This window comes from Phycisphaeraceae bacterium (genome assembly GCA_019636795.1).
In the GTDB taxonomy this organism is placed as follows: domain Bacteria; phylum Planctomycetota; class Phycisphaerae; order Phycisphaerales; family UBA1924; genus JAHBWW01.
The window spans coordinates 544,390-570,305 of sequence record JAHBWW010000001.1 but is presented as its reverse complement, the minus strand read 5'-3'; the positions used below and the strand labels follow the sequence as shown (position 1 = coordinate 570,305).

Genomic DNA, 25,916 nt, shown 5'->3' with positions numbered 1-25,916 from the left:
CTCGATTGAACTGCAAATGAGGAATCTCAGCCTCTAGGCCCCGCCGCGATAATCTCCGCAGACAAGTCATACTTGCTCGCGTTCTCGCGGAAGAGTTGTGCCAGATGCCGTGCCTTGGCGTCATACGCCGTCCCGTCCGCCCACGTGTTCCGAGGGCGAAGCACGCTGTCCGGCACCCCCGCCACTCGAGTCGGAATCGACAGACCAAACACCGGGTCGGCCTCGAACGAGCCTCGAGCCAGTTCCCCGCTCAAGATTTGCGACACCATCTGCCGCGTGTACTTGAGTTCGAAACGATGCCCCTTGCCGTAGCCGCCGCCAGTCCACCCTGTGTTCAGCAGCCACACGTTCGCATTGTGCTTGCGAATCCGCTCGGCCAGCATCGCCGCATACTCCCCGGGAGGACGCGGCAGGAACGGGCCGCCAAAACACGGGCTGAAGTTCGGCACAGGCTCCGTCACGCCCGCTTCGGTTCCCGCAAGTTTCGATGTGTACCCATTGATGAAGTAGTACATCGCTTGTTCAGGCGACAAACGACTCACAGGCGGCACCACCCCAAACGCATCGGCAGTCAGAAAAATCACGTTCTTTGCGTGTCCCGCCACTGAAGGTATTTTCGCGCCCGGGATGAAGTCCACCGGATAGGTCACACGTGAGTTCTCCGTCATCGACCCATCGTCATAATCCGGCCGACGAGTTTTCGCATCGATCATCACGTTTTCGAGCACGCTCCCGAACCGAATCGCATTCCAGATCTGCGGCTCGCCCTCTTCGCTCAGACGAATGCACTTCGCGTAGCACCCGCCCTCGAAGTTGAAAATCCCGCTCGGGCCCCACCCATGCTCGTCGTCGCCGACAAGAGCCCGGTTCGGATCGGCCGAGAGCGTCGTCTTGCCCGTGCCCGAAAGTCCGAAGAACAGCGCAACATTCGAAGGATCCTTCGCATCGACATTGCACGAACAGTGCATCGGAAACACGCCGGCTTCGGGCATGTCAAAGTTCATCGCGTAGAAAATACTCTTCTTGATCTCGCCCGCGTACTGCGTCCCCAGAATCACAACAGTCTTGCGCTCGAGCGACTGGGCAATCAGCACCGGTGACGCATGACCAAGTTCCTGTTGCTCATCACGAGTCAGTTCGTGCGCTCCAGCAGCCAGAATCGTCCAGTCCTGCTTCCACGAACCGTCGCCCGCGTCGGCTGGAGAACCCGGCTCGATAAAGAGCGTTTGCGCAAACAGAGAGTGCCACGCATACCCGCTGACCACGCGAACACCCAGCCGATGCTTCGCCTCCGCGCCCGCGAACCCATCAAACACAAAAACGCGATCAAGGCTGTTGAGATACCGCGTCGCGATCTCAACCGCACGATCGAACTTCTCCGGGCTTATGGCAACGTTGACATTGCCCCACCAGATCTTGTCGTGGATGCCTGCTGTATCTTCGAGAAACTTGTCCTTCGGGCTCCGCCCGGTGCGGGCACCGGTCGAGCAGACGAGGGCACCATTAGACGCAAGCCGACCCTCGCCGGCCCGCAGTGCATATTCCACCAACTCCGCAGAAGACAGGTTCGTCAATGCCCGACCCGCTGACAGGTCCAGGCTCGGTCCATATTTCACAGGCATCGTGTCACAACTCCAGACAGCCTATTGGGTCGGGATCCTAGGCATTGCCCCCCGACGTGTCGCGTTCAGATTGACCCGGACCCTGTTACGCTCGTACTCTAGAGGTGCCCCACTCGGCCTCATTTGGCCCAGATGGTGATCGTAGCTCAGCAGGTTAGAGCACCTGGTTGTGGTCCAGGAGGCCGCGGGTTCGAGCCCCGTCGATCACCCTTCCTTTTTTGGCCTTTATGCGCCTGCCGCATCAAGCGCCTCGGCCACCGCGCCGACATACCCCCCACCAAACAAATGCACATGCACCAGCAGCGGGTATAACTGGTAGATTCGCCGCCGTCGCTCCCAGAATCCGGGCTGAATTGGAAACAGCTCTTCATAGCGCCCCCAGAACGCGCTCCCGAACGATCCCATCAAGTCCATGAACGCCAGTTCCACCTCCCGCTCGGCGTGATAGATCGCCGGATCGATGACACCCGCAAATCGCCCGCTGTGCCACAGGACATTCCCCGACCAGCAATCACCGTGGATCAGCACTGGCCCCTCTGTCGCTTCGAGTTCGTCCGCAAGCCGATCCGCCAATTCCAAACACCGCCTGTGAAGTTCGTCCGGAAGCCGAGCACTGCGTCTCGCTTCGTCCGAGAACCTCCTTAATCGATACTCCGCAAAAAAAGACGCCCATTCGTTCGAGTCCACGTTCGGCTGGGTCATCGGCCCAATCAACGTGTCGCGCCCAAACCCATACTTCTCAGTTCGCACTCGATGCAATGCAGCCATCGCATCGGCAAACTCTTCCCGCCCCCCATCGCTGACCACGCCGTCCGATTCGATGAACTCCATGAGCAGAAGGCCAGGCTCCGACACGATCACATGAGGCACACGCAGACTCGTTCGCCTCGCCAACTCCGCCAGCATCAGCCCCTCGACATCCAACCGAGGCGTTGGGCCGCGATCAACCTTCGCAACCAGTCGCTGACCATCGACAAAATCAAGCCGATGAACCTCGGCTATGCACCCCCCAGCAAGCGCGCGCGTGCCGCTCGCTCGCACACCGACAACCTCTTCAATCTGGTTCAGCACAGCCCGCTCGACACTCACGCCTTTTCTCCCGAGTCCACCGGCCTTGCCGATGCCTCTCAGGATACGGGCCGAAATGATCGGCAACTTGTGATCAGGCTGCGCACCTGCCGCACCACGGCCGACAAAGGTTGCTTCCGTCCCAGCCGATCCGCAACCTCGCCCGACATCGCGCCTAAAGACCCAAACCCCAGCGACAACGCCGTCCCACGGATCTGCTGCGCAATCTGCAGTACCCCCTCGGAACTTTGCTCGCTCAGTGCAGATTCAAGACGATCGGCATACGCCACCAGATCTTTGCTGAACAGCGCAGCCAACTCCTTCATCGCCTCCGAATCGCTCCCACTCTGCTCCCGCGCCCTGCCCGTCGGAAGCAGAAACTCCGCAATCGCGCTCATCAATCGATCCGGATCGATCGGCTTGGGCAGAAACACTTCCACCGCACTGCGCCGAATCATCTCCGCAGCCTCGGGCGTTGTGTTGCTGCTCACCATGATCACAGGGTGCATCTGTCCCTCACACCGCAGCGACGAGGTCAACACCGCTCCGTCTGTATCCGTCAGCCCATACTCCATGATGATCAGGTCGCACCCCTTCTCGATCAGCTCCCTCGCTTCGGCCGCAGTCTCGCACCCACGAATCGACAGCGACGTGTCGCGCAGAAAGTGCCTGACGATCTTGCGATCAATCTCCGACGGATCCAGATGCACCACCAGGCCCTTCAGGTCGCTCGGTTTCACGTTCTCGTACGAAAACTCCATTCCGAACGGATCTGACCGCTGAAAGTCTCTCAGGTTGATCTGCTCACCAAACCTCACGCCTACCTCGTGGATCATCCCCCGCACATGTGCGCATCGAACAATCTTGCCCTTGATCATCCTCGTTCCACCCACCGCCAGGGGCAGGTTCACCACGACGCTGGTGCCTGGATGCAGATACGCGCTGTGCAACAGGCTTATCCCTCCGATCGAAAGATTGCGGCACGCAAGGCGCAAATGCACTTCGCCGCCGTCCGCCTGACGAATCGTCGTCGCAATCGCCTGCGCACGAAATGGTGACCGCGCGTGGTTTCGCTTCGACGATCGTGTACCGGGCGCGCGGTCCAGATCATCGAGCAGGTCATTGAGGTTCTTCGCCTGGCTGCCAAGCGTATTGACCCGGCTCGTGTCAAGCCTGCTGCTGCGAGAAGGCTTTGCGTTCTTGTTCATGCGGTGGTCGCCTCGTCGATAAGTCCCCCAGAACTATCGACTTGCCAGCCGTCGCAGTTTCGCCATGTAAAGCCGATTGCCGACGGGAAAGACTGACTGCACCGCCTGATTCAACCCTCTCCATCGCATAAACAACACAACCCACCCGAACGGTACGTTCGGATGGGTCAGTTTGTGAATCGCTCCTTCGAGAGTCTCACACGTCCAGATTCTTGACCTCAAGTGCGTGATCCTCGATGAACTTCCGCCGAGGCTCGACAAGTTTGCCCATCAGGATACTGAACAGCGAATCCGCATCCCCAGCCTGTTCCCACGTCACCCGCAAGAGCGTCCGGCGCGAAACGTCCATCGTGGTTTCCCACAACTGCTCAGCGTCCATTTCACCCAGACCCTTGAACCGCTTGATCTCCATCCCACGCCGTCCGATATCGTGCAGCGTCCGCAAAATCTCGGGCAGGTTAGCCGCTTCGACGACGCGCAATGCCGTCTCCGGCTCAACAGCTGCACCTTCCGCCGATTCCTCAGAATCACGCACACTGGCCTTGGTCGCCCTGCTCGTCACCCAGGCATACTTCGTAGGCAGCTTTGCACCCGTCACCGACTCTTCCTGCACCAGTCCATAGTCCGAGATATCCAGCGAAAACTGCCCCAGTTCCGTAATCAACTTCTCAAGCTCGCGGTTTTCGTGCAGTTCACGAATGGTCGCAATCGGCTTGCCGACCTGCTCACGCTGCGCCGCATTACGCGAACGTTCCGGATCAATCTCTTCAACTTCCGACTCTGCATCGATAATCGCCGTGTCTTCCAGCGACCACCCACGTTCGTTCACAAGGCTGTTGGCGTCCTGCTCGCTCCACGCGTACAGGTTCAGAGCGCGACAACTCACCTTGTGCGTCGGCAGTCGCCCGTCCTGACGCACACTCAGCAGGTCTGCAAACCGAACCCCTCGACGCTCGGCAATCTCCACCAGTTCCTTGAGCCGCCGCAAAAGATGCACCACACGCCGCGCATCCGAACCCTCGATGCGTCTGACAACCACCGGCTCGGCGTCGTCATCCTCTCTCAGCGTGTCGCGCACAATCAAAACCGCGTCCTCAAGCCCGATCTCCGTCAGCACATCGCCCAGCAACTTGTCATTGAGCACATACCGCGACTTGCGCCCCTTGAGAATCTGATACAGCGGAGGCTGCGCGATGTACACATGCCCACGCCGAATCAAGTCGGGCATGTGCCGGAACAGAAACGTCAAGAGCAACGTGCGAATGTGGCTGCCGTCGACATCGGCGTCCGTCATGATGATGACTCTGCCATACCGCAGGCGTGAGATATCAAACTCCGGCCCGATGCCGCAGCGCAGCGCCTGAATCAACGTCCTGATTTCCTCGTGCTGCAGCATCTTGTCGATGCGCGCCTTTTCGACATTGAGCAACTTGCCCCGCAGCGGCAGAATCGCCTGCGTATCCGTATCGCGCCCCTGCGTCGCCGACCCACCCGCAGAATCGCCTTCCACCAGAAACAACTCGCTCCGATCGACATCCTTGGTTTTGCAGTCTCGCAGCTTGTGAGGCATCGAGCCCGAGTCCAGCGCCGTCTTGCGCCGTGTCAACTCGCGCGCCTTGCGCGCCGCCTCGCGCGCCTGTGCCGCCACGATCCCTTTCAGACACAGCCTCTTGGCTTCCGAAGGATGCTCCTCAAGCCACGCCTCGAGCGCCTCTCCCACCGCCGAACTCACAAAACCCTCGATCTCCGGATTGAGCAGCCTTTCCTTCGGCTGATTGTTGAACGTCGGATCCGGGAGTTTCACCGACACAATCGCCACAATCCCCTCACGCAGATCCTCGCCCGTCGGCACCGGATCCTTTTCCTTGATGATCCCGATACGCCGGGAATATCCATTGAGCGTGCGCGTCAGCGCGACCTTGAAACCCTGCGCATGCGTGCCACCATCGACATTGTTGATGTTGTTGGCAAACGAGAACAACAACTCGTTGTACCCGTCGTGATACTGCAGCGCCACCTCGCACACCTGATCGCCTTCAGCCTTGCGCAGAAACACCGGGCTCGAGACCGCGTTCTTCCCGATCATCAGGTGCTGCACATACTCCAGAAGTCCGTGATCCGCCCGATACACCTCGGCCCGAGGCTTGCCGTCGGCGCCCACGCGCTCGTCCTTCAGCCTGATCGTCACTCCCGGATTGAGATACGACAACTCCCGAAGCCGCGCCGCAAGAGTCGTGAAGTTGAACTCCACATCCGGAAAGATTGTCGAATCAGGCTTGAATGTCACCGTCGTACCGGTCCGCCGCCACGCCCCCTCGGGGATCGGGCCATCCACATGCAAAGGCGTCGTCACGCGCCCGCGTTCAAACACGATCACATACCGCTGTCCATCCCGATACACCTCGGTGTGCAGATATTCCGACAGCGCGTTGACGCAGCTCACACCCACGCCATGCAACCCGCCCGAAACCTTGTACGCGCTTCCTTCCTGCCCGAACTTCCCGCCCGCGTGCAGCTTGGTCATCACGACTTCGATCGCAGATTTACCGTTGAGATTCGGGTCTTCGTGCTTGACCGGGTCGACCGGGATACCGCGTCCATCGTCCGAAACGCTCACCGAACCATCAGCCAGAATCGACACATTGACCGCCGTCGCGTACCCCGCCATCGCTTCGTCGATCGAGTTGTCCACCGTCTCGTAGACAAGATGATGCAGCGCGTTGATGCCCGTGCCACCGATATACATCCCGGGGCGCTTGCGGACCGCTTCGAGCCCTTCAAGCACCTTGATCTGGTCCGCGCCGTACCCGTTGTGGCTCGCGCTCGGAGGAACCGGTTCAACTCTGGTCATGCGAAATTTGTCTCCACGGGCTCACGCCATACGCATGCCCGATTCAAGCATCCCCGACGCGTTGCCTGGGCTGCGGCAGAGTCAAACTCCTGCCGCAAAAAGCCCGCGCTCGAACCTCTCAAGTCGCCTGGAAACGCTGCCCCGGATTATAGCGCAACCACCGCGCGAAAACGACCCGCAGCGACCGCCCAAATTCGCTCTAACCCCCAATTTTCAAGGCACAATTCGGACGATGCTGATCCCCTCTTCGAGCATCTCATACACCATCGCAATGTCCTCAGCCCCAAGCCTCACACACCCCAGCGACGCTTCCGTCCCAATCGTCTCAGGCTCAATCGTCCCGTGCAACCCAAAGCCCACATAGCCCGCCGAATCGCCCAGCCCTTCGATCCCAACCCAGAACTTCCCGAGCGGATTCTTCGGGTCCTTCGACGCATAACGCTCCGACGGGTTGGTCGGGTTCACCCACGATGGATCCTCCACCTTCGAACCCCGCATCACTACAAAGTTCCCCACCGGCGTCCCGTCGTCTTTGCCCAGACCAACCGCAAAAGACCGGATATACACCCACGACTCCGGCGCGTTCGGCTGCCCGTGATACAAATCCAACCGAAAATCACTCTTGTCCACCACCGCGTGGAACGGCCCGCGAACCAGCTTCAACTTCTGCCCAAGTCGAATCTGATTCGGATTCGCCAGCCCATTGACCCGTTGAATCAGTTTCCAGTGAACCGCCAACTCTCGCCTCTGCGCAATGCGCGCCAGACTGTCGCCCGACTTCACTTCATACGACTCAGTCAGCGGATCGCCCGCATACACCTTCGGGCTGAACACCAGATCCGCGTTGATCGCGCCAAGTCGCCGACGCACCGCTGTCTTCTCAGCCTCCGAAATCGTGCGATCCCGCAGCAACTCGCTCATCACCTGCCTGGCCTGCACCAGCTCATTCCGCTGCACCATGCGCTCGGCATCGGCAAACCGCGTCGAGTAGTTTGGCGCAGGTGGATTCGAAATCGGCACCTGCGCTGGCGGCGGAGTACCCTTCTCTGCTTCCCTCGGCTGCCCGCCAGTGTTCGTCGCCAGCACTTCGCCCTCTGGCCTCGTTCCGTTCGTCCCTTGCTGCTCCAGACCCTCTCGCAGCAGGTTCCGCCTGGGCCTCTCGTCCGCTTGCTCGATCCCCACCGGAGGTGGAGGCGGGCTCGTCTGATCATCACTCGCCCGCGCGCCTGAACCCTGCTCGATAATTTTCGGATGCGTCCCCATCGGATCGCGGATCGCTCGAGGCAGCACCTCTTCATGATTCCCTTCCACCAGCCTCGTTTCCGAAGGCGTTCGCTCGTCGCTCGAGCCAACAACCCCAAACGCCCAGAGCAGCCCATACACCAGGAGCCCACAAAGCACCACGCCGCCCCCAATCACCATCAACCCGGTAGGGCTGCGCCGACGGCGCCTGCGCGATGAAAAACTGCGCCCGGCTGAACTCGACGTTCGTGCTGACTGCGAGGGAAGCGCCATGAATCAACTCACCTTTCCAATGCTCCGCGAACAACCGCAACACCACGTTCGGTCACGATCCGCTCGACTTTCTCGTCCCACGGGTCGCGAGGCACACAGGCCACCACCCGATTCTCGAACACCACCCCGACACGCCGGACCTCAGGCCCCAGACGTGACAAAAACCGGTCATAAAACCCCCCACCACGCCCAAGACGATATCCATCACGATCAAACCCAACCCCCGGCACAAGCACAGTCCCAATCTCAAGAATCGGCACAACCTCGCTCCCGCCTTCAGGCTCTCGCACACCATACCGCCCCGTCACCAGCGAATCCAGATTGCCCACACGCCCCGGTGCCATCTCCCCAGCACTCCAATCCACCATCGGCACACAAACACAACGCCCCCGCGACAGCAACCACTGCATCAAATCATCAATCCGAGGCTCATCACCCAGCCACAAGTACGCCAGAACCCCCTTTTCATCCTCCGAGCACACCTCGCGCAGTGACTCCACGATCGCCGCCTCTGCCTGCGCCCGATCCGCCGGAGGCTCGATGGCACGCAACGACGCCCGAACCTCAGCCTTCGTCGGTCTGTTCTGGCTCATCCTGCTGCCGCCTCTCCCTCAGTTGACGAATCTCGATCAGCCGCTGCTTCAGGATTCTCTCAGCCCCCTCTTCGGTGGGCTCAAAATATCTCTTCGCCACGCCCAGGTAATCCTGCCCCGTCACCTTCCCAGCCACTTTGTGGCTGTACTCATACTTCTCGCCCTCGCGCTTGCGCATCTTCACGCCTTTGCCCGATTCATCCGCGATCGGCGACGAGTTCGGATCCCGCAAGTGCATCGGCACCGGCAGCACCCGCCCCTCGCGCACATCCGCGATGGCTGCCTCAATTGCTACATACGACGCGTTGCTCTTGGGCGCAAGTGCCAGATACACCGCTGTCTGCCCCAGAGTGATGCGACACTCGGGCATGCCGATCCGCTCGCACAGGCTCCAGCACGCCTCGGCAATCACAATCGCCCTGGGGTCCGCATTGCCGATGTCTTCGCTCGCCAGAATCGCCAGCCGCCTCGCAATAAATCGAGGATCCTCGCCCGCCTCGAGCATGCGCGCAATCCAGTACAACGCCGCATCCGGATCCGACCCGCGAACACTCTTGATCATCGCGCTCGCAGCGTCATAGTGCCCGTCATCGCCATAGACCGCCACCTTTTCCTGGATCGACTCTTCCGCGATCTGCTTGTCAATCACGATCGCCGCATCTGAAGCCCGACCCTGCTTCTGGCAACTGAGCACCGCCACCTCAAGAGCCGTCAGCGCACGCCGTGCATCGCCTTCGCTTTTGATCGCCCAGACCTCGACCGCCTCATCCGTCACCGTCAGGTCCAACGACCCATATCCCCGCTCCCGGTCCGCAATCGCCAGCCTCACAACCCGCGCAATTTCCTCAGTACCCAGAGACTCAAGCCGAAACAGCGTGCTCCGACTGATGAGCGCGCTGTTGACCGCAAACAGGGGATTTTCCGTCGTCGCGCCGATCAGGGTAATCAGCCCCCGCTCCACATCCCCGAGCAGCACATCCTGTTGCGCTTTCGAAAATCGGTGAATTTCATCAAGGAACAGAATCGTGCGCACACCAGTCGACTCAAGCGCCCCGGTCGCTTCGTCGATCACCTCGCGCACACGCTTGACCCCCACCGAAGCCGCGTTCTCGCGCACGAAGCGCCGTCGCGTCGCCCCCGCGATCACCTCAGCCAGCGTGGTCTTCCCTGTCCCCGCAGGGCCATGCAGAATCAGCGATGTAATCGCATCGGCCTGAATCATCCGGCGCAGCAGTTTCCCCTCTCCAAGAATCTGACCCTGCCCCACAAACTCGTCAATCGTTCTAGGGCGCATCCGCACCGCAAGGGGTTCAACCCCCCGCCGAACCTTCTCACGCGATGATGCCCACAGATCGCTCATTCAACATCCCAGAGTTTGCAAACTCTTGCATTCACAAAGATGCCCGCTCGATTGGCACCCGCTAACATGCCTGACCCATGGAGCTCGTCGTCTGGGCAATTCTGGTGCTCATATCCCTGCTTTTGGTGGGTCTGCTCTCCCGTTGGATTCACGATAACCCCAGCGGCGACTTCGAGTCCGGCGTGCTCTACCGCGTGGGGCGCCTGTACGTTCGCCTCGTCCACCGCCTCAAGGTCAATGGACAAGATCATATCCCAAACACACGCGCGCCAGGCCCGTTGATCGTCATTGCCAACCACACCGCCGGCATCGACCCGATTCTGATCCAGTCCGTCTGCCCCTTCGAGATCCGTTGGATCATGGCTCACGACATGCGCGAGCCACGCCTCGAGTGGTTCTGGCGCTGGAAAAAAATCATCTTCGTCAGCCGCGGCGAGCAGCAAAGCATGGGGCTGCGTCGCGCGCTCGATCACCTCAAGCTCGGTGGCGTGCTCGGGATCTTTCCCGAAGGTGGGCTCGAACGACCGCCACAACAAATTCTCCCGTTCTATCCAGGCCTCGGGCTTCTGGTTCGTAAATCGGGCGCGCGCGTCTTGCCCGTGTTCATCGATGGCACGCCACAGGTCGATCCCGCCTGGGCCAGTCTCTGGCACCCGAGCCATTCATCGGTCACCTTCAGCCCACCAACAACGCTCTGCCACCTGCCCGCAGCCGAAATCTCAACAACCCTGCGACAGCAGTTCCTCGATCTCTCGGGCTGGCCCGCGAACGACACCCCGGCCCAAGTGGACGGCGACACCCAGAAGGTTCCCGGGTGCATGGGCAAGACCGCATCAACAAGCAAGCACCGTTCAGTCGCCTGAACCCGAAGCCGCCCGTAATGTGCGCACCTGTTCGAGCAGCCTCCTGTTGCGCTCGCGGTCAGGCTCGATGCGCGTCATCGCTTCGATATGCCGCTCCGCCGTCTCATAGTCTTTGAGCAGCAGAGCGATCCTGGCAGCCAGTTCGCGCTGATTCGGATCGAAGGGTGCAATCTGAGTCGACCGCTCAGCCTTGGCGGTCGCACGTTCCAAGTCGTCGGCTTCAAAGTACAGCCTCGCCAATTCGGCTGCGAATACTGCCGAATCCGTCGTGCGCACATCCAGAAACTCCAGGTGCTCGATCGCGCGGAAATACTCCTCGGGCTCCGACCTGCCCAAGTACCAACGTGCCAGCAACCGATGCGGCAGATCGTCGATCGGACGCAGACTCGCGTAACGCTCAAGGTGCGGCACCAGCGCTTCGGTCGGATTCCCTCCCGCCAGCTCAACCTCGGCCAGAATCAGCGATTCGAGAACATCCGGATGATCCGAGTGCTCGCGCGCCAGCGACCGCAGCGCCTCGAGTCGCTCCGCAGCCGAAGGCGGCACTTCTCGCTGCGACCACTCGGTCATCAGTTCTTCGAGCAGGTCATCCAGACTGGGCGTGCCGACGGGCTGCCTAAGCCCGACACTCGTCAGCTCCTCGCCTGCCCAATCCTTGAACCGCGCGAGAAACTGCTCATAATCAAGCCCAAGCACGCGTCGGAACGCTTCTTCCTCGGGAACGCCCGTGGCGGCTTCGTCCATCAGCGTCAAGGGCGCCTTGGGCCCCCAACCTTCGATGATGAACTCGTACATCCAGTGTCCCTGCGCATAGGCCTGCGCACGATCTGTCGGTTTGCGCGGTCGAACAAACGCGAAGTTGATCTCGCGCATATCAAAGAGCATCCCACCGTCATACGCCGATGCGAGCAACTTCCAGGTCGAAGCTGCGCGCGGCGCATCCTCAACATACACCGCCGCTGCTTCGGTCAACCAATGAGCAATGCGATTCTTGGTGCGCGAGAGCGAAACTGTGTGCGCGTACTCGTGCTGCAGCACCCGAGGCCAGTCATACGGCCCGGCCATCGAACCCACGCCACCCTTGGGCGCTTCCATTGCGATGACAGGTCCGGTCGAGGCCGCCATCGTATGAATGCTCGGCATGCCGGTGATGCGCACGCTGAACCATTCATGGTTGGGCATCAGTTCAATAACCGTCCGCCCCTCAGGCTCGTGATTCATCCCCCCCGGTCCATCACCACACACCCTTGCATGGATGCGCTCCAGAACCGGCAGCATCTCGTGAGCCAGAATCTCATCCACACCCGGGCGATAGCGCACGATGAAGTGTTCGCTCTCCACACGCCCGTACGACGCCAGTTGTTCGATGAGTTTGAGGCTGTTGGAGGCTCGCGCGTTGAACGGGTCGAGTTCCATCGCATGCTTGAGCGCTTCGAGCGCCTGCTGGTCATCACCCGATTGCATCGCCAGCAGCCCGAGTTCGATGTGCGGTGCAGACCACTTGGGCATGCGGCGAATCGCCTCAGTCAGACTCACCGAAGCCGCGCCATATTGCCGCGTCTCGGCCTGCACCCGCCCGACCTCGTAGAGTGCAAGTGGATGGCCGGGGCTCAGCAAATCGAACAGCCGGAGCAACTCGCTCGTGCGCTCGAAGTCATACACCCCCGCCGCAGCAGCGGCCGCAAGCGCAAGCCCCCGACGATGCTGCGGAAACGATCCCAGCAACTGCTCGATCGGTTCATCCGCTTCGTGCGCCTCACGCTGCCGCAGCAGAGCGCGAGCGCGAATCTCCATGGCCTGCGGCGAGATCGAATCGAACTCGCTGGCGAGTTCATCAAGCGCCTGGGCAATCTGCTCGGCAGCCTCGAAATTGAACCCGTCGACCTGCAACTGCCCGATGATCGCCAGCGCCCCCGCACAGCGCGGATTGAGGCTGAGCGCTTCGCCCGCTGCCTGGAGCGCCTGCGCTCGATTGTGCCTCGAATAGAGCAATTCGGCCTCGGCCAACCGCACCGGCCACGCCAGACGATCGAGTTCGTCTCTGGCCTTGTTCAGCAGCGAGAGAACCTGGCGATACTCGGTCCCGCCTGCACGCAACGAGCCGCGAATCTGCATCCGCAGCAGGAGGCCGCGCACGCCATCAACCAGTTCCTCAGCCCCGAGCACCTCACCGGCCATCAGCGTCACGAGACTGCCGAGCACTTCATCCGCTTCTTCGAACCTCCCCAGCCCCGCGAGCGCATCGGCTCGCAGACGCAGGCCACGCACCGAACCATCGCTCGCGAGCAGCTGAACCGCCTCCTCGAGTTCACCTCGCTCGACCATGCCTTCAGCCCGATCGAGAAACGGCGCATCTTCACCAAGCACGTCGTGACCAATCGCCCCGACCATCAATGCCGCCCGCGCACGCCGGGTCGGTGTATCAAGGTCGTCTTGCATCCACACGCCGTGATACACACGCAGGTCGCGGCGCTCTTCGGGCGTCAGATACTCGGCCTCGATGCGCTGCGTCACAGCTGGCGACAACGGCGGAAGACCCTGTGCAAGCCCAGGACTGCTGACCAGCCCCAGGAATCCCAGCACGCCAACGAGATGGATCGACCAGCGCTTCATCGACGCGTCTCGTCCATGACTTCGACGTGGTACCCCTCGCCCGCTCCGGGTGTTTCGACGCTGAACACGTCGGCCCCGATCTTCTCCCTGGTTTCATTCACATCGACTCTGAACAGTTCAAACACATCGATATCACCCAGCGGGTCGATCGACATCGACGCCCGAGGCAGCAGCGTGCGCGCGTCGTACCACACCCGGATCAACGCAAAATCCTGCACCTGCCGCAAGCCCGGCTTAGGAGTCAGCATCAGCTGCACCGTGCCTTCGAGGTTGCGCCCCAGCGCCCGCAGCATCGCATCGCGCGATTCGTCGTACGCATCGCTCAAGCCGTCGGACACTTCGCGCAGTTCGGCTGTGAAGTACACCTCCATGTCTTCGCGCTTCTGACCGACCGGGACGAAGAAAGGCCCCTCGCCGACGCGCAACGGGTCGTACGTCTCGCCCGATCGCACCATGCGGCGTTTGATGAACTGCCGCTCGGTCGGGTTCTTTTCGACGAGCCATTCCCCGTCGAACACCCACACCTGCTCCTGCTTGTCTCTGCGGCCGCCCACGATCATTTCCGTGAATCGCACAGCAACCCATCGCCGGCGTGCAGGTACCATGCCCGAATCATTTGCTGCCGCGCTCGTCTCTCGTGGCGGATCCGTCTTGAAGTACAACTTTCCGATGCGCGTTTGCACATCACCCTGAATCTCGAACAACCGTGTGTACCGAATCTCGGATGCAAAAGTGCGAATATCGCGGTCCGCGATCTCGAGCGCTGTGAGCAGCTCCGCCGCGTCCTTGAACGTTCTGGGTTCGCTCGCCCGAGGCAGCACCGTCTCGTCATCGCGTTCTGCCCCGCCCGCAGCCGGCGCAGCGCCACCGCCGCCCGAAAGCAGCCCAACGAAAAACAGCACGACCTGAATCCATATCAACACGACTCAGCCCACCCTTTCATACTCGCTCCATCACTAGCCGTCAGTACCAACGCTGTCCCTGACACGTTATTCGGCCCGCTCGCTCAGGAAACTGCGAAGAATACCCGCAGCCGCGATGGCATCCCGCCGACGCTTCTTCTGATCCCGCGTCAACCCCGAACGCGACATGCGTTCATCCGCATCGGCGGTGCTCAGTCTCTCGTCATGCACATGCACCACCCGCAGCGTCCTGCGGGCCACTCGTTCGGCAAACAATCGTATCTTCGTCGCGGCCGGGCCTTCCGATCCATCCATGTTCAGCGGCAGCCCCATCACCAGTTCGCCCGCCGAGCCTGCCGGACCAAGCTCGCGCAGCGCAGCCTTCTCGATCGCCAGGAGCAGGTCTTCGCCTCCGTTTCTTTCGAGCGGGACTTCGATCAGACCGCACGGGCTGGCGATGCCCGTCACACTGTCGCCCAGCGCGAGCCCCGTTCGCCGGTCTCCAAGATCAATCGCCAGATATCGCATGCCCCATTTGGCCTTTCGCTCACCAGCCTACACCAGATCAGTTTCGACATCCAACGCATCATCGCGCCGGCTTCGGCCCTGCTTGGCGCCCGCTGTCAGTCGCTCGCGCAGCGTGCTCCGATTCCACCAATCGCGCGAGCCCACCGCGACCACCCTTTGATCCTCCATCACAATCGCGCTCGTGGCCCATGGCATGCCCGAGCGATAGTCCGGCGCGACTATCAGCACCGCACGATGCGCCAGCACGTCCATCACCCGGTCGGCGTCGGCCCGCTCCAGTGCCGTCAGGAGCGCCATGTCAAACGCGATCAGTTGTGCCTCGCTCCTCAGGATCGGACCGATCTGCAACAGCACACGCGCCACTTCGCTCAGCCCGTTCCACGTCTCATCGTCAACAATGCCATCAAGCGCAGCACGCACTTCGCTCGCACATTCAAGCCTCTCTGCGATTTCACAGACCCACGCGTCCTGGCCCGGCTCGCCTGCCGCGAGCGTACCGTAGCGATCCCCGCGCGGGCGATAGCGCCTGCCGACAAATGCGGTTGCTCGCACCACTTGAGCCCCGCTTTCTGACGCAGCCGCCAGCGCGTCGAGCACATCGCCCGCGGTCAACCGCGACAGAGTATGCCCCGAGTAAATCTGCACCGCAGAGCCCGGCGCGATCTCAACGCGCTCGCCATCGCACTGCACGACAATCGGAAACTCGGCCCTCTTCGCAACGGCCGCGCCAGAAAGTTCCGCGCCGCGCTCGATGAACCTCATATACGCTGCCACCTGCGTGTACAACCGGTTCAGCACCGAAAACGTCGCAATGACTCCCTCAGCACGCCCCAATATCTGCACAAGCACCACGACAAACGCGATGATCTGTGCCCAGTCCATCGCGCCACTCAAAGCCCGCGACCCGAGCACCACCAGCACATATCCCAGCACAAGCGGTCGGAACGATGATGTAATCAGCACCGCGCGATCGGCGGTGAGCGACATGTCGTCATACGCGCGAAAATAGTCGGCCACCGCCGGGCTCGCGCGATACTGGCTGATGGCCGCTTCGCACAAGGTCTTGTTGGTCACGCTCGTCTGATCAACTGTATCAATCGCCGAACCGGCCGCACGCCCAAACCCGGCAGCTGCGGACTCATAAAAAAGCCTCGCCGATCGACGCACGCTCTTGTTGAACTTCCACAGCACAGGCAACGGCAGAAGCATCGCCGGCACAAGCCACAGTGTCGCTCCAAAATCTATGTACACAAGCGCGCCGAGCAACACCACAATCTGCACCAGCGGGTGAAACAGTTTGATCGCGCTCTCCGCCGACAACCCCATCAAACGCGAGCCACGCACCGCCAGTGTGCGGGGGCTTTCCAGGTCTCCACGATTCGCCCCCACCGGCATCTCGGCTACGACTCGAATCAGTCTCTCCACGCTGCGCTCTGTGCACGCACGCCCGATCGCTCGCGCACGCCGCGCCGACAGATAACTCGCACCCGTCGCGACCAGGAGCATCCCCGCAAGCACCGCGCTGACCACGATCAGCCCCGACATGCCCCGCTCGACATCGAACCACGCCCAATGGACCGAACCACCAGACTCACTCTTGCTCATCACGTTCAAAAACGACAACAGCGCGCCGATCGCCCCTGCCTGCGCCAGCGCGCCCACTAGCCCAAGCCCGATCACTGCCGCCGTATCCGCCTTGCGCATGCGCACCGCATCGAGCAGCAATACGCTGTATCGCCCGATCGCTGCCCTCGTGCCCAGGCGCGATGACCGTTCGATGACCGCGCTCTGCGCATCGCGCTTCACACCGTGTGCTCGGACGTCGCGGCCGAACCACGTTCAATCGGAACCTGCACCACAGGCCTGACCGATCGCAGGCCCGGATCGGGCACCAACGCCGGGCCGTCGGCAAAGTGCCTCTGGATCCACTCGAAACTCAACAAAGACCAGATCAGCAATCGATGGTTCTGCCGACCCTCGAAGTGCTCGCTCAACCGATCCTGCACAAACCGCGCCTCAAACCAGGGCCTCGTCGTCGTCTGCGTGTCCAGCAGAATCGACTTGATGTAATCCATCGAAGGCCCACGATACCAGTTCTCATCCGGCGGGCTGAACCCCTGCTTGCGGTTGTACACAAACTCGCGCGGCAGGTACCGCTCCATCGCCCGGCGCAGAACATGCTTGCCATCCGCCGAATCGATGAACTTCCCGCTGCTCTCGCCGCGCAGCCCATCCATCTTCAACTTCACCGCTGGCGAAATACGCCACGCAAGCTCCGCCAGCGCGTTGTCAAGGAACGGCACCCGCGTCTCAAGACTGTGCGCCATCGAAATATGATCGTCCGTCACCAGCAAACCATGAAGAAACGTTGCCGCTTCAAAGTACAGTGCTCGATGCGTCAGGTTCTCCGCCCGGCCGAACGCACCGCTCCATTGCGGCGCATCCTGCATCACGGTCTCGAAGCGCCGCCGAGGTTCATCAAGGTGCATGTGCAGATCACCGGCAAACAACCCCGCCATCTGGTCGGGAGGCAGCAGTCGATGCCACGACCGCAAGATTGCATCATCAAACTCTTGCACTCCCGCTGTGGCAAATGCTGCCCGATACCGCCACGGATATCCCGCAAACAATTCGTCTCCGCCGGTCCCCGCGAGGCAGACCTTCACAAACCGACTCGCAAGCTTCGCAACATACCAATTCTGATGGCACATCCCCACGCGAGGATCGTCCATGTGCCACGTCAATCTCTCCATCGCGGCCGGCATGTCGCCCGCGTGCAACACCACGTCATAGTGCTCGGTCTGCAACAGGTGGCTCAGTTGCTCAGCCATCCGCCGCTCGTCAAACCCCTGTTCGATCCCATTCACATTCGTCAGATCGAACCCGCCCGTAAACGTGTGCAACCGATCGATCGTTTTGCCAGCGACCGCAACAATCGAGCCCGAATCCATCCCGCCCGAGAGATACGACCCCACCGGCACATCGCTGATCAACTGCTGCTGCACCGCCCGCCCGAAGTGCTCAGCCACGAGCCCGACACAACGATCCTCGTCTTCCATTGCGCCGTCCAGCGCCGTCGCCATCGAGTGATACTGCACAAGCTTCGGCTGGCGCCCCGAGCCGGGCTCAACACGCAACATCTCCCCAGGCTGCAGAATCGAAACATTGCGCCAGATCGTCTGCCGCGTAAACGTATTCTGAAATGTCATGTACTCGACCAGCGTCGCCGGGTCTATTTCCGGCTTGAGAATGCGGCTGCCAAAGAGCGCCTTGGCTTCGCTCGCAAACAGCAGCGTGTCGCCGACCATTGCGTAATACACCGGCTTGACGCCGAAGCGATCGCGCACCAGCGTCATCGAGTTATCACGCCGATCATAAATGGCAAATGCGAACATGCCATCGAGCATCTTCACACATTCGGGGCCGTACTCTTCCCAGAGCGACAGAATGACTTCCGTGTCTGTCCCGCTGCGAAAGCGATATCCGCGCGCCTCAAGATCCGCTCTCAGTTGCGGAAAGTTGTAGACCTCCCCGTTGTGCACGATCCACAGCATGCGGTCAGACGTGCACATCGGCTGATGACCCGCCGGCGAAAGGTCCAGGATCGCAAGACGCCTGTGCCCGAACCCAACCGTAAACTCGCGCTCCGCCAGTTCGGTCCGCGAATAGTCACCGCCAAAAATCGGCAGATGCTCGTTGATGTGCCTGAACTCGGCATCCGCAAATCGCGCCCACGACGAGCCTCGCCCCGTGTCGCTGCTGCCATGATGAAAAAAAACATACCCCGCGTCATCAGGCCCGCGATGCGCAATCAGGTCGCACATCCGCTTAGGCGTATTCGGGTCAATCGGTCGGCCGCTCAGGCTCACGATCCCTGCGATGCCACACATGCGAGCGCACCCCTTATCTCAAATCAATCGTTGTCCGGCCCGTCCGTTCGATCACGACGCCAGCACGCCCCCTGAAGCACGCTGCTTGTTCGACAGCGCTTCTTCATTGTTGCGCCGCCACTCGATCAGACTCTGCATCCCGTCACGCAGATCGACCCCCCACTTGAAACCCAGGTCCGCCTCCGCAGCCTTCGGACACCCGATCCGGTTCGTCACAAAGGTCAACCCGGCCTTTTCATACTCGATCTCGAGCTCGCTGCCCGTCAGATCAAGCAACAGTTGCGTCAAGTCCTTGATGCTCGTCCCGATGCCGCGCCCGACGTTGTAGTTCTTCCCGTTCACATCCGACTGCATCGCCAGCACGTTGGCCCGCGCAACATCCGTCACATGCACAAAGTCGTACTGCTGGCTCCCGTCGCCATAGACCACCGGCGAGCGCCCGCTCTCGATCCGATCAAGAATTTTGTGCATCACCGCGATGTACGCGCCCTTGTAGTCCTGCCGCGGGCCATAGACATTCATATACCGAAGACCGGTCCAGTTGAGCCCGTATCGCTTGCCCAGACTCTTGAAAAAGTGCTCACCCGCAATCTTCGTCGCGCCATAAAACGTGTCGTTGTTGTACGGGTGATCCTCCGTCATCGGAAGTTCGACCGCATCGCCATACACCGACGCCGATGACGAGTACACCACGCGCTCGACCTTGTTGCGAATCGCTGCCATGATGACGTTGAACGTGCCGCGCACATTCACATCGAACGCTGTCTGCGGATACTCGTGGCACTGAAGAATCCACAACGCTGCAAGGTGAAACACCCCGTGGCACCCTTCCATGGCGCGGTTCAGGATGTCTTCGTGCAGAACATCCCCCCCGTGTGGCGAGATGGTCACACGCGGGTCCGTCAGCGCCTCAGCCAAGTTGTCATACGACCCCCGAAAGAAGTTGTCGTACACGACCACTTCCCCCACGTCGGTTTTGAGCAACTCATCAACCACGTGGCTGCCGATCAACCCGGCACCACCGATCACCATGACCTTTTTTCCCGAAATGTTCACAGATGAATCTCCAGTAGGAGCGTGCGCTTCAGGATCGAGGCTACGACCAAGCCGTCAAGTTGTCAATTGCGCAAGACTTCCGCGCCCACGCTGCACCGGCCCGGTAGAGTCCTCGCTCATGTGCGGCCTGGTCACCATTCTTGCCCCCTCCCCACAACCCGATCTGGGTGATCTCGCAGCCCAGATGCTCACCCGCATCGCCCACCGCGGCCCCGATGGAACCGGAATCCAGACCTTTACCCAGCACTCCCGGGTCGCCCGCGGGCAGCCCGCGACCCTTGCCCTTGCGCACGCGCGACTGGCGATCCAGGACACCACTCCATCGGGCCTCCAGCCCATGTCCACCCCCAGTGACCGCCAACATCTCTCCTTCAACGGCGAAATCTACAACTTCCACGAACTTCGCACCCAACTCAAGCACTCGGGCGTGCGCTTCCGCACCCGTACCGACACCGAAGTCGCACTCCACCAACTTACGAAACTCGGACCCGACGCGCTTAACAATTTTGATGGCATGTTCGCCCTTTTCTTTCTCGACCTCGACCGCAACTCCCTCCTGATCGCGCGCGACCAGTTTGGAATCAAGCCTCTTTATTCCTGGCGCGCCCCTGGCGGCCATCTCTGCCTCGCCAGTGAAATCAAAGCCTTTACGGCACACCCTGAATGGGTGGGCACGCTTCATGTCAATCGCAGCCTCGACTACCTTAATCGGGGACTCATTGATCACAGTTCCTCTACCCTTTTTGAGGGTGTAACCCAACTCCCCCCCGGATCGTTCGTCCAACTCGATCTGAGCCAGCCAGCCGCCCAGCCAGCCGCATGGAATGTTCGCGACTGGTACTCGCTCCCAGACCGCCCCCGCCGCAACGGCTCGGTGATCGACGAGCTGCGCACCAGTGTCGAACGACGGCTTCGCTCGGATGTACTCGTCGGCTCATGCCTCAGTGGCGGGATCGATTCGTCGGCTGTCGTCGCGCTGGCCAGCACTGCCCTGCATGCAACCGATACTTCAAACTCTCTCATCGCCGTCCACGCCCGCACCCGCAACGCGGGTCTGGACGAGAGCGCCTTTGCCACGCTTGTCAGTGAACAGTCGGGCTGTCAACTTCACGTCATCGAGCCGCAGGGCAGCGAACTTTTCGACCGACTCGACGAACTCGTCTGGGCGCAGGACGAGCCATTCGGGTCGCCATCGATCTTCGCACAGTTCAAGGTCTTCGAGCATGCACGCCGACTCGGCATCAAGGTCATGCTTGATGGTCAAGGTGCCGACGAAACATTCGGCGGGTACCACGCCTTCTTCAAAGCCGCGCTCGCTGAACATCTCCTCGCCCTTCGCCCAGTCGCAGCATGGTCGCACGCACGCGCGGTCGCACGCCTGCACAGCACCCCGATGTTCCGACAGCTTGCCCAAGCCATCGCCTCGCTCCTTCCGTCCGGCATGCGGGCTTTGGGCCGCCCGTCGCCGATTGCTCGCCTCGACCAGTGGCGCGATCCGTTCGACACTGCACCGCACGGCTGGCGCAGCGTGCGCGCGTTGTCCCTTGACCAAATCTCGCACAGCAGCCTGCCCATGCTCCTGCATTTCGAGGACCGCAACTCCATGCATTTCGGCATCGAGGCACGCGTTCCCTTTCTCGCTCCGAGTCTTGTCGAACTCGCGCTGAGCCTTGATGCCACCGACAAGATCGACGCAGGTCTGACCAAGGTCGCTCTGCGCGGCGCACTGCGTTCCATTGTGCCCGATGCCATCCTCGATCGCACAGACAAGGTGGCTTTTGCCACTCCCGAAGCGCTCTGGATGCAGCGCGACCCACGCACACCCCAACTCCTCGAACGCGGGCTCGACGCCACTCGTTCGTGGCTGAGCGATGCAACCCGCCATCGACTCCGGGCGCAAGCTTCTGGCGCACTTCCCTACGACAACGCGGTGTGGCGCGTGATCTGCTTCGGCGCGTGGCGAGAACGATTCAACGTGGGCGAGCCATGAGCCTCACTTGAGCGCGCTCGGCACATGCTCGTGCAGTTTTTTCAGATCCTGTGCCCGATCCCGCGGCATCACCAGTGTTGCGTCCGGCGTCTGGATCACAATCAGATCATCACACCCGAGCAACGAAACCGTGTGCCCGATGCGGCCTGACGTCACCACGAGATTTCCTCGACTGTCCTCAAAAATCGCATGCCCAGGCCCCGAAACGCGGTTCAGATTTTCATCCGGTTCAATCGTCTCGCCATAGGCCGGCCAACTCCCGACATCGAGCCATTGCACATCCATCCGCACGCCACAAATACTCACGCTCGAGTCGTTCGAAGCCGGCTCCATAATCGCATAGTCAACGCTGATCTTCGGCAGCGTCGGGTACACAGCCTCAAGCACCGCCCTTTGCCGATCCGTCCCCCAAGCCTCGGCGATCTTCATCAGCCCCGCATGGCTCTCGGGTCGGTGTCTGGCCAGAAGATCCAGAAATGTGCGCGCATGAAATACAAACATGCCCGCATTCCAGAAAAACCTTCCGCTCTCGACATAGCGCGTCGCGTCGGACAGCGCCGGTTTCTCGACAAACCTCGCCACGCGAAACCCGAGCCCTTGCGTTCCATTTATCGCCTCAGCCTGCTCGATGTACCCAAACCCAGTCGCTGCAAACGTCGGTTTGATGCCAAACGTCACAAGTCGCGACGCGTCCCCTTCCACCAGTTCAAAGCCAGTCTCGACCGCGCGATGAAACACTTCGATCGGCTCGATCAGATGATCGGCTGTCAGCACCGCAAACACCGCGTCCGGGTCGCGCTTGGCCAGCACCGCAGCTGTGAGACCGACCGCGTTGACCGTATCGCGCCCCATGGGTTCGCCGAGGATCTGCTCATCGCTGAATCCCGGAACCGTGGCGAGAATGGCCGTCCGATAGGCTTCGCCCGTGCAGATGAAGCGATGTTCGCGATCGACAAGCCCTTCAAGGCGTTCGGCTGCCAGTTCGAGAAGCGAGGCTGCCACGATTCGGCCCGGGCGATCAATGAACTGAATAAGTTGCTTGGGAAGTCCCTGCCGAGACACCGGCCAAAGCCTCGTGCCCGAACCGCCAGCCATGATCATCGCGTAGCGCATAGAGCCACTATACCCACCACACCCTGCACCGGCCGCACATTATCACCCCCGCGCACTGATGAACTGGGAAAGTACGCACACCTCGGAGGCGCGTGCCCAACACGCTCTCATTAGATCGCGGGCCAAACCCACGAATGCGGCGCATCTTTGTCTCGGAGGGCACACCGATGCGTCCCGACGACACCACTCAGAACCGCGTCAATCACGTTCAAGGCACCACACAACCCGACGCTCGACGTCCGTGGCTGCGTGGTCGCCCCATCGAGTCCTTCCGCGCCGATCTGCGCGCACACTTCGATCGCTGGCGCAACATCGAGCGTCAGACGTCGACAACGCCGCACACTTCCTGACGTGCCTCAATTCTTGGCGTTCTTGGGCAGACTCGCCAGAATCTGATCCACAAGCCCGTAGGACTTCATTTCGCCGTCATCAAGCCAGAGATTGCGGTCGCAGTCCGTCTCGATTTTTGAGGTCGGCTGCCCCGTCGCGTCCGAGTAAATCTTGTACAATCGGTCGCGCAGGCGCAGCATCTCGCGCGCCTCGATCTCGATGTCGGTTGCCTGCCCTTCCATCACGCCCGAGATCAGTGGCTGGTGCAGCAGGTTTCGGCTGTTCTTGAGCGCGTAGCGCTTACCCCTGGTTCCGGCCGCCGCAATGACCGAGCCCATGCTCGCCGCCTGCCCGATGATGTATGTACACACATCCGGAGCGATGTACTGCATCGTGTCGACGATCGCCAGACCCGCCGTCACCGAGCCGCCCGGCGAGTTGACATACACGTGGATGTCCGCCTCGGCATCTTCGTTCTGCAAGAACAGCAGCTGCGCCACCACCAGATTGGCCATGTCGTCCATCACCGGACCAGTGACGAACACGATGCGGTCCTTGAGCAACCGGCTGAAGATGTCGTACGCTCGCTCCCCGCGACCGGTCTGCTCCACCACGATCGGGACCAGCGTGTTTGACCTTGAATGCATGAGTGTTCCTTTGCTCCTGACTCCAACTGACTCTTGTCCGTGTCACGCACTACGACTGGGCTGCTGCCTTCGGCGGCGACGACAGCACCTCGTCCACCAGCCCGTACGCCTTGGCCTCGGTCGCACTGAAGTACTTATCGCGCTCCGAGTCCTTCGTCACCTGATCGATCGTCTGCCCCGTGTGCTCCGCGATGATCTGGTTCAGAATCTTCTTGCTCTTGATGATCTGCTCGGCCTGCAACCGAATGTCCTCGGCCTGCCCCGTCACCCCGCCATAAGGCTGATGGATCATCACCTTGGCGTGCGGCAGAATAAACCGGCGCCCCTTCTGCCCCGAAGTCAGAAGCAACGCTGCCCCCGAATACGCCCGCCCGATGCAGTATGTCGCGATATCGCTCGACAGGAACCGCATCGTGTCATAAATCGCCAGCGTGTCATCCACAGCCCCCCCAGGCGAGTTGATATACAGGCTGATCTCCTGACTGCGACGCTGATTCTCCAGGTAGAGCATCTGCATCATCACACGGGCCGCGGACGCATGGTTGATTTCCCCGATCAGGAAGACGATCCGGTTTTCGAGGAGCAACTCGTCGATCGTCATCTCGCGGGTTCGCTGATAGTTGATGTTTGCTGCTGGCATGGTCTCCCTCGTGTACCCGAGACACCCTTTTTCAGGGAGTGCCTTCCGGCGGGGTCAAAACGCTTGACGCCGGAGCCACTCCCCGGCGAAACTCTCGATCGGCTCTCCGACCCCTATGGCATGATAGGGAAACCCAAAGAAGAAAGACTGTGAGGCCGACGCGCAGGTCTCGCTCTTGAGGCGTTCGGCCCGCGTTGCCCTACCCGGTGCGGCGCACTAGCATGCACGTTCAATAAGTCGATGTGTCGCGGCCTCGCAGTTCTCGGTCCATACTTCGGGCCAAAAGGGGGATTCTGGCTTTGCCAACAGCGGTAATCAGTGACATTCATGGCAACGCCGAAGCTTTGCGCAGGGTCCTCGAAGACATCCACGACAAAGGGATCGAGCGCATCATCAACCTCGGCGATGTCGTGGGCTACGGCCCCGACCCCCTCGAAGTTGTCGATCTCGTCCGCCAACACTGCCAGTGGACCCTCATGGGCAATCACGACTTCGGGGTCCTTTACGAACCAACCAACTTCAACCCGGTCGCCGAATCCAGCGCCTTCTGGACGCGCCGACAGTTCGACGCCGAGACCAACCACGAACTTCGTGCTGCTCGCTACGACTTTCTCGGCCGATTGCGGGTGCGCGTCGTCGAAACCCCACCCGATGGAACTATTCCCGTGCTCGCGGTCCACGCCTCCCCGCGCCGACCGATCAACGAGTACATTTTTCCTGACGATGCGACCGACGCGCCTGACAAGCTCGAATCGATCTTCGAGCGTGTCGATCGCATCGCACTGGTCGGGCATACGCATGTGCCGGGCGTTTTTACGAGCGAGCCGGACTTTTACTCGCCGGATGAACTGGGCGAAAATCGCACCTACCAGTTCTCGCCCAGCGAGAAATGCGTCATCAATGTCGGATCGGTCGGGCAGCCTCGGGATCAGGATCCTCGTGCCAGTTACGCGATCCTCCACCCCGATCGGGTCGAGTTCCGGCGCGTTGAATACAACGTCAAAGTGACGGCAGACAAGATCAAGTCGGTCGCTGATCTGCATGATTGGCTGGGCGATCGCCTGTTCGAAGGCCGGTAGTTGGCCGGTCGTCAGCCAGATCCATGAGAAAGTTTCGGCGTCAAAACG

Annotated in this window: 20 protein-coding genes and 1 tRNA gene; 5 read left to right on the top strand and 16 right to left on the bottom strand. The window is 60.9% G+C overall.

The genetic code is table 11. The annotated features are described in order from the left end of the window. Positions 1–26 precede the first annotated feature (26 nt). Entirely contained in the window at positions 27–1,622 is a 1,596-nt protein-coding gene (gene pckA / locus KF757_02395) for a phosphoenolpyruvate carboxykinase (ATP) (GenBank protein MBX3321821.1), read from the bottom strand. Positions 1,623–1,757: 135 nt separating this feature from the next. Between pckA and KF757_02390 the strand changes: the two genes are divergently transcribed. Then, a tRNA-His gene (locus KF757_02390) sits at positions 1,758–1,831 on the top strand. 16 nt (positions 1,832–1,847) lie between these two features. Here the strand turns inward: KF757_02390 and KF757_02385 are convergent. The 6 genes from KF757_02385 to KF757_02360 form a co-directional block, all read right to left on the bottom strand. Further along, positions 1,848–2,711, bottom strand: a complete 864-nt coding sequence (locus tag KF757_02385; protein ID MBX3321820.1) for a fructosamine kinase family protein — start codon at positions 2,709–2,711, stop codon at positions 1,848–1,850. Between the two features lie 38 nt (positions 2,712–2,749). Then, complete coding sequence (locus tag KF757_02380) at positions 2,750–3,898, bottom strand: response regulator (protein ID MBX3321819.1); 1,149 nt, start codon at positions 3,896–3,898, stop codon at positions 2,750–2,752. 196 nt (positions 3,899–4,094) lie between these two features. Continuing rightward, positions 4,095–6,749 carry a DNA gyrase subunit B gene (locus KF757_02375; GenBank protein ID MBX3321818.1) on the bottom strand — a complete coding sequence of 885 codons (2,655 nt, stop codon included), beginning with the start codon at positions 6,747–6,749 and terminating at the stop codon, positions 4,095–4,097. A 213-nt stretch (positions 6,750–6,962) separates the two neighbouring features. Then, positions 6,963–8,264: a LysM peptidoglycan-binding domain-containing protein gene (locus tag KF757_02370; GenBank protein MBX3321817.1), complete on the bottom strand. Its 1,302-nt coding sequence runs from the start codon at positions 8,262–8,264 to the stop codon at positions 6,963–6,965. A gap of 8 nt (positions 8,265–8,272) precedes the next feature. Further along, positions 8,273–8,857, bottom strand: coding sequence for a 5-formyltetrahydrofolate cyclo-ligase (locus KF757_02365; GenBank protein ID MBX3321816.1), 585 nt, complete (start codon positions 8,855–8,857; stop codon positions 8,273–8,275). After that, on the bottom strand, positions 8,829–10,217 hold the full coding sequence (locus tag KF757_02360; GenBank protein ID MBX3321815.1) for a replication-associated recombination protein A: 1,389 nt from the start codon (positions 10,215–10,217) through the stop codon (positions 8,829–8,831). Before KF757_02360 ends, KF757_02365 begins: the two co-directional genes overlap by 29 nt. A 77-nt stretch (positions 10,218–10,294) precedes the next feature. On the opposite strand from KF757_02360, the gene KF757_02355 reads away from it, so the two are divergent. Further along, the gene (locus KF757_02355) at positions 10,295–11,080 is read left to right on the top strand and encodes a 1-acyl-sn-glycerol-3-phosphate acyltransferase (protein MBX3321814.1); all 786 of its coding nucleotides are present in this window, start codon (positions 10,295–10,297) and stop codon (positions 11,078–11,080) included. On the opposite strand, the gene KF757_02350 is transcribed toward KF757_02355, so the two are convergent. The 6 genes from KF757_02350 to KF757_02325 form a co-directional block, all read right to left on the bottom strand. After that, positions 11,069–13,693, bottom strand: coding sequence for a hypothetical protein (locus KF757_02350; protein ID MBX3321813.1), 2,625 nt, complete (start codon positions 13,691–13,693; stop codon positions 11,069–11,071). The genes KF757_02355 and KF757_02350 overlap by 12 nt on opposite strands. Further along, positions 13,690–14,595, bottom strand: a complete 906-nt coding sequence (locus KF757_02345; GenBank protein MBX3321812.1) for a hypothetical protein — start codon at positions 14,593–14,595, stop codon at positions 13,690–13,692. The genes KF757_02350 and KF757_02345 overlap by 4 nt, the downstream gene beginning before the upstream one ends. Positions 14,596–14,682: 87 nt before the next feature. Continuing rightward, positions 14,683–15,123: a Holliday junction resolvase RuvX gene (gene ruvX / locus KF757_02340; protein MBX3321811.1), complete on the bottom strand. Its 441-nt coding sequence runs from the start codon at positions 15,121–15,123 to the stop codon at positions 14,683–14,685. 27 nt (positions 15,124–15,150) lie between these two features. Next, complete coding sequence (locus KF757_02335) at positions 15,151–16,929, bottom strand: hypothetical protein (protein ID MBX3321810.1); 1,779 nt, start codon at positions 16,927–16,929, stop codon at positions 15,151–15,153. Continuing rightward, a complete protein-coding gene (gene asnB, locus KF757_02330) occupies positions 16,926–19,013 on the bottom strand; it encodes an asparagine synthase (glutamine-hydrolyzing) (GenBank protein ID MBX3321809.1) in 2,088 nt (695 codons plus the stop codon). Before asnB (KF757_02330) ends, KF757_02335 begins: the two co-directional genes overlap by 4 nt. Positions 19,014–19,064: 51 nt before the next feature. Continuing rightward, positions 19,065–20,069, bottom strand: coding sequence for an NAD-dependent epimerase/dehydratase family protein (locus KF757_02325; GenBank protein MBX3321808.1), 1,005 nt, complete (start codon positions 20,067–20,069; stop codon positions 19,065–19,067). A 118-nt stretch (positions 20,070–20,187) separates the two neighbouring features. Between KF757_02325 and asnB (KF757_02320) the strand changes: the two genes are divergently transcribed. Then, entirely contained in the window at positions 20,188–22,059 is a 1,872-nt protein-coding gene (asnB, locus tag KF757_02320; GenBank protein ID MBX3321807.1) for an asparagine synthase (glutamine-hydrolyzing), read from the top strand. Between the two features lie 3 nt (positions 22,060–22,062). Here asnB (KF757_02320) and KF757_02315 read toward each other — a convergent pair whose 3' ends face one another. Continuing rightward, positions 22,063–23,160, bottom strand: a complete 1,098-nt coding sequence (locus tag KF757_02315; GenBank protein MBX3321806.1) for a hypothetical protein — start codon at positions 23,158–23,160, stop codon at positions 22,063–22,065. Between the two features lie 179 nt (positions 23,161–23,339). Between KF757_02315 and KF757_02310 the strand changes: the two genes are divergently transcribed. Then, complete coding sequence (locus KF757_02310; protein MBX3321805.1) at positions 23,340–23,522, top strand: hypothetical protein; 183 nt, start codon at positions 23,340–23,342, stop codon at positions 23,520–23,522. Positions 23,523–23,528: 6 nt separating this feature from the next. Here the strand turns inward: KF757_02310 and KF757_02305 are convergent, their stop codons facing one another. Together KF757_02305 and KF757_02300 are read right to left on the bottom strand one after the other, a co-directional pair. Continuing rightward, a complete protein-coding gene (locus KF757_02305; GenBank protein MBX3321804.1) occupies positions 23,529–24,149 on the bottom strand; it encodes an ATP-dependent Clp protease proteolytic subunit in 621 nt (206 codons plus the stop codon). A gap of 49 nt (positions 24,150–24,198) precedes the next feature. Then, complete coding sequence (locus tag KF757_02300) at positions 24,199–24,789, bottom strand: ATP-dependent Clp protease proteolytic subunit (protein ID MBX3321803.1); 591 nt, start codon at positions 24,787–24,789, stop codon at positions 24,199–24,201. A gap of 299 nt (positions 24,790–25,088) precedes the next feature. Here KF757_02300 and KF757_02295 point away from each other — a divergent pair, with 299 nt between their 5' ends. Continuing rightward, on the top strand, positions 25,089–25,868 hold the full coding sequence (locus tag KF757_02295) for a metallophosphoesterase family protein (protein MBX3321802.1): 780 nt from the start codon (positions 25,089–25,091) through the stop codon (positions 25,866–25,868). Positions 25,869–25,916 lie beyond the last annotated feature (48 nt).

Excerpts from the sequence above, each read along its gene's own strand:
- KF757_02355 (MBX3321814.1), top strand. The coding sequence starts at position 10,295 with ATGGAGCTCGTCGTCTGGGCAATTCTGGTGCTCATATCCCTGCTTTTG.
- KF757_02365 (MBX3321816.1), bottom strand. The coding sequence starts at position 8,857 with ATGAGCCAGAACAGACCGACGAAGGCTGAGGTTCGGGCGTCGTTGCGT.
- asnB (MBX3321809.1), bottom strand. The coding sequence starts at position 19,013 with ATGTGTGGCATCGCAGGGATCGTGAGCCTGAGCGGCCGACCGATTGAC.
- KF757_02360 (MBX3321815.1), bottom strand. The coding sequence starts at position 10,217 with ATGAGCGATCTGTGGGCATCATCGCGTGAGAAGGTTCGGCGGGGGGTT.
- asnB (MBX3321807.1), top strand. The coding sequence starts at position 20,188 with ATGTGCGGCCTGGTCACCATTCTTGCCCCCTCCCCACAACCCGATCTG.
- KF757_02315 (MBX3321806.1), bottom strand. The coding sequence starts at position 23,160 with ATGATCATGGCTGGCGGTTCGGGCACGAGGCTTTGGCCGGTGTCTCGG.
- KF757_02370 (MBX3321817.1), bottom strand. The coding sequence starts at position 8,264 with ATGGCGCTTCCCTCGCAGTCAGCACGAACGTCGAGTTCAGCCGGGCGC.
- ruvX (MBX3321811.1), bottom strand. The coding sequence starts at position 15,123 with ATGCGATATCTGGCGATTGATCTTGGAGACCGGCGAACGGGGCTCGCG.
- KF757_02310 (MBX3321805.1), top strand. The coding sequence starts at position 23,340 with ATGCGTCCCGACGACACCACTCAGAACCGCGTCAATCACGTTCAAGGC.
- KF757_02300 (MBX3321803.1), bottom strand. The coding sequence starts at position 24,789 with ATGCCAGCAGCAAACATCAACTATCAGCGAACCCGCGAGATGACGATC.
- KF757_02380 (MBX3321819.1), bottom strand. The coding sequence starts at position 3,898 with ATGAACAAGAACGCAAAGCCTTCTCGCAGCAGCAGGCTTGACACGAGC.
- KF757_02350 (MBX3321813.1), bottom strand. The coding sequence starts at position 13,693 with ATGAAGCGCTGGTCGATCCATCTCGTTGGCGTGCTGGGATTCCTGGGG.
- pckA (MBX3321821.1), bottom strand. The coding sequence starts at position 1,622 with ATGCCTGTGAAATATGGACCGAGCCTGGACCTGTCAGCGGGTCGGGCA.
- KF757_02375 (MBX3321818.1), bottom strand. The coding sequence starts at position 6,749 with ATGACCAGAGTTGAACCGGTTCCTCCGAGCGCGAGCCACAACGGGTAC.
- KF757_02305 (MBX3321804.1), bottom strand. The coding sequence starts at position 24,149 with ATGCATTCAAGGTCAAACACGCTGGTCCCGATCGTGGTGGAGCAGACC.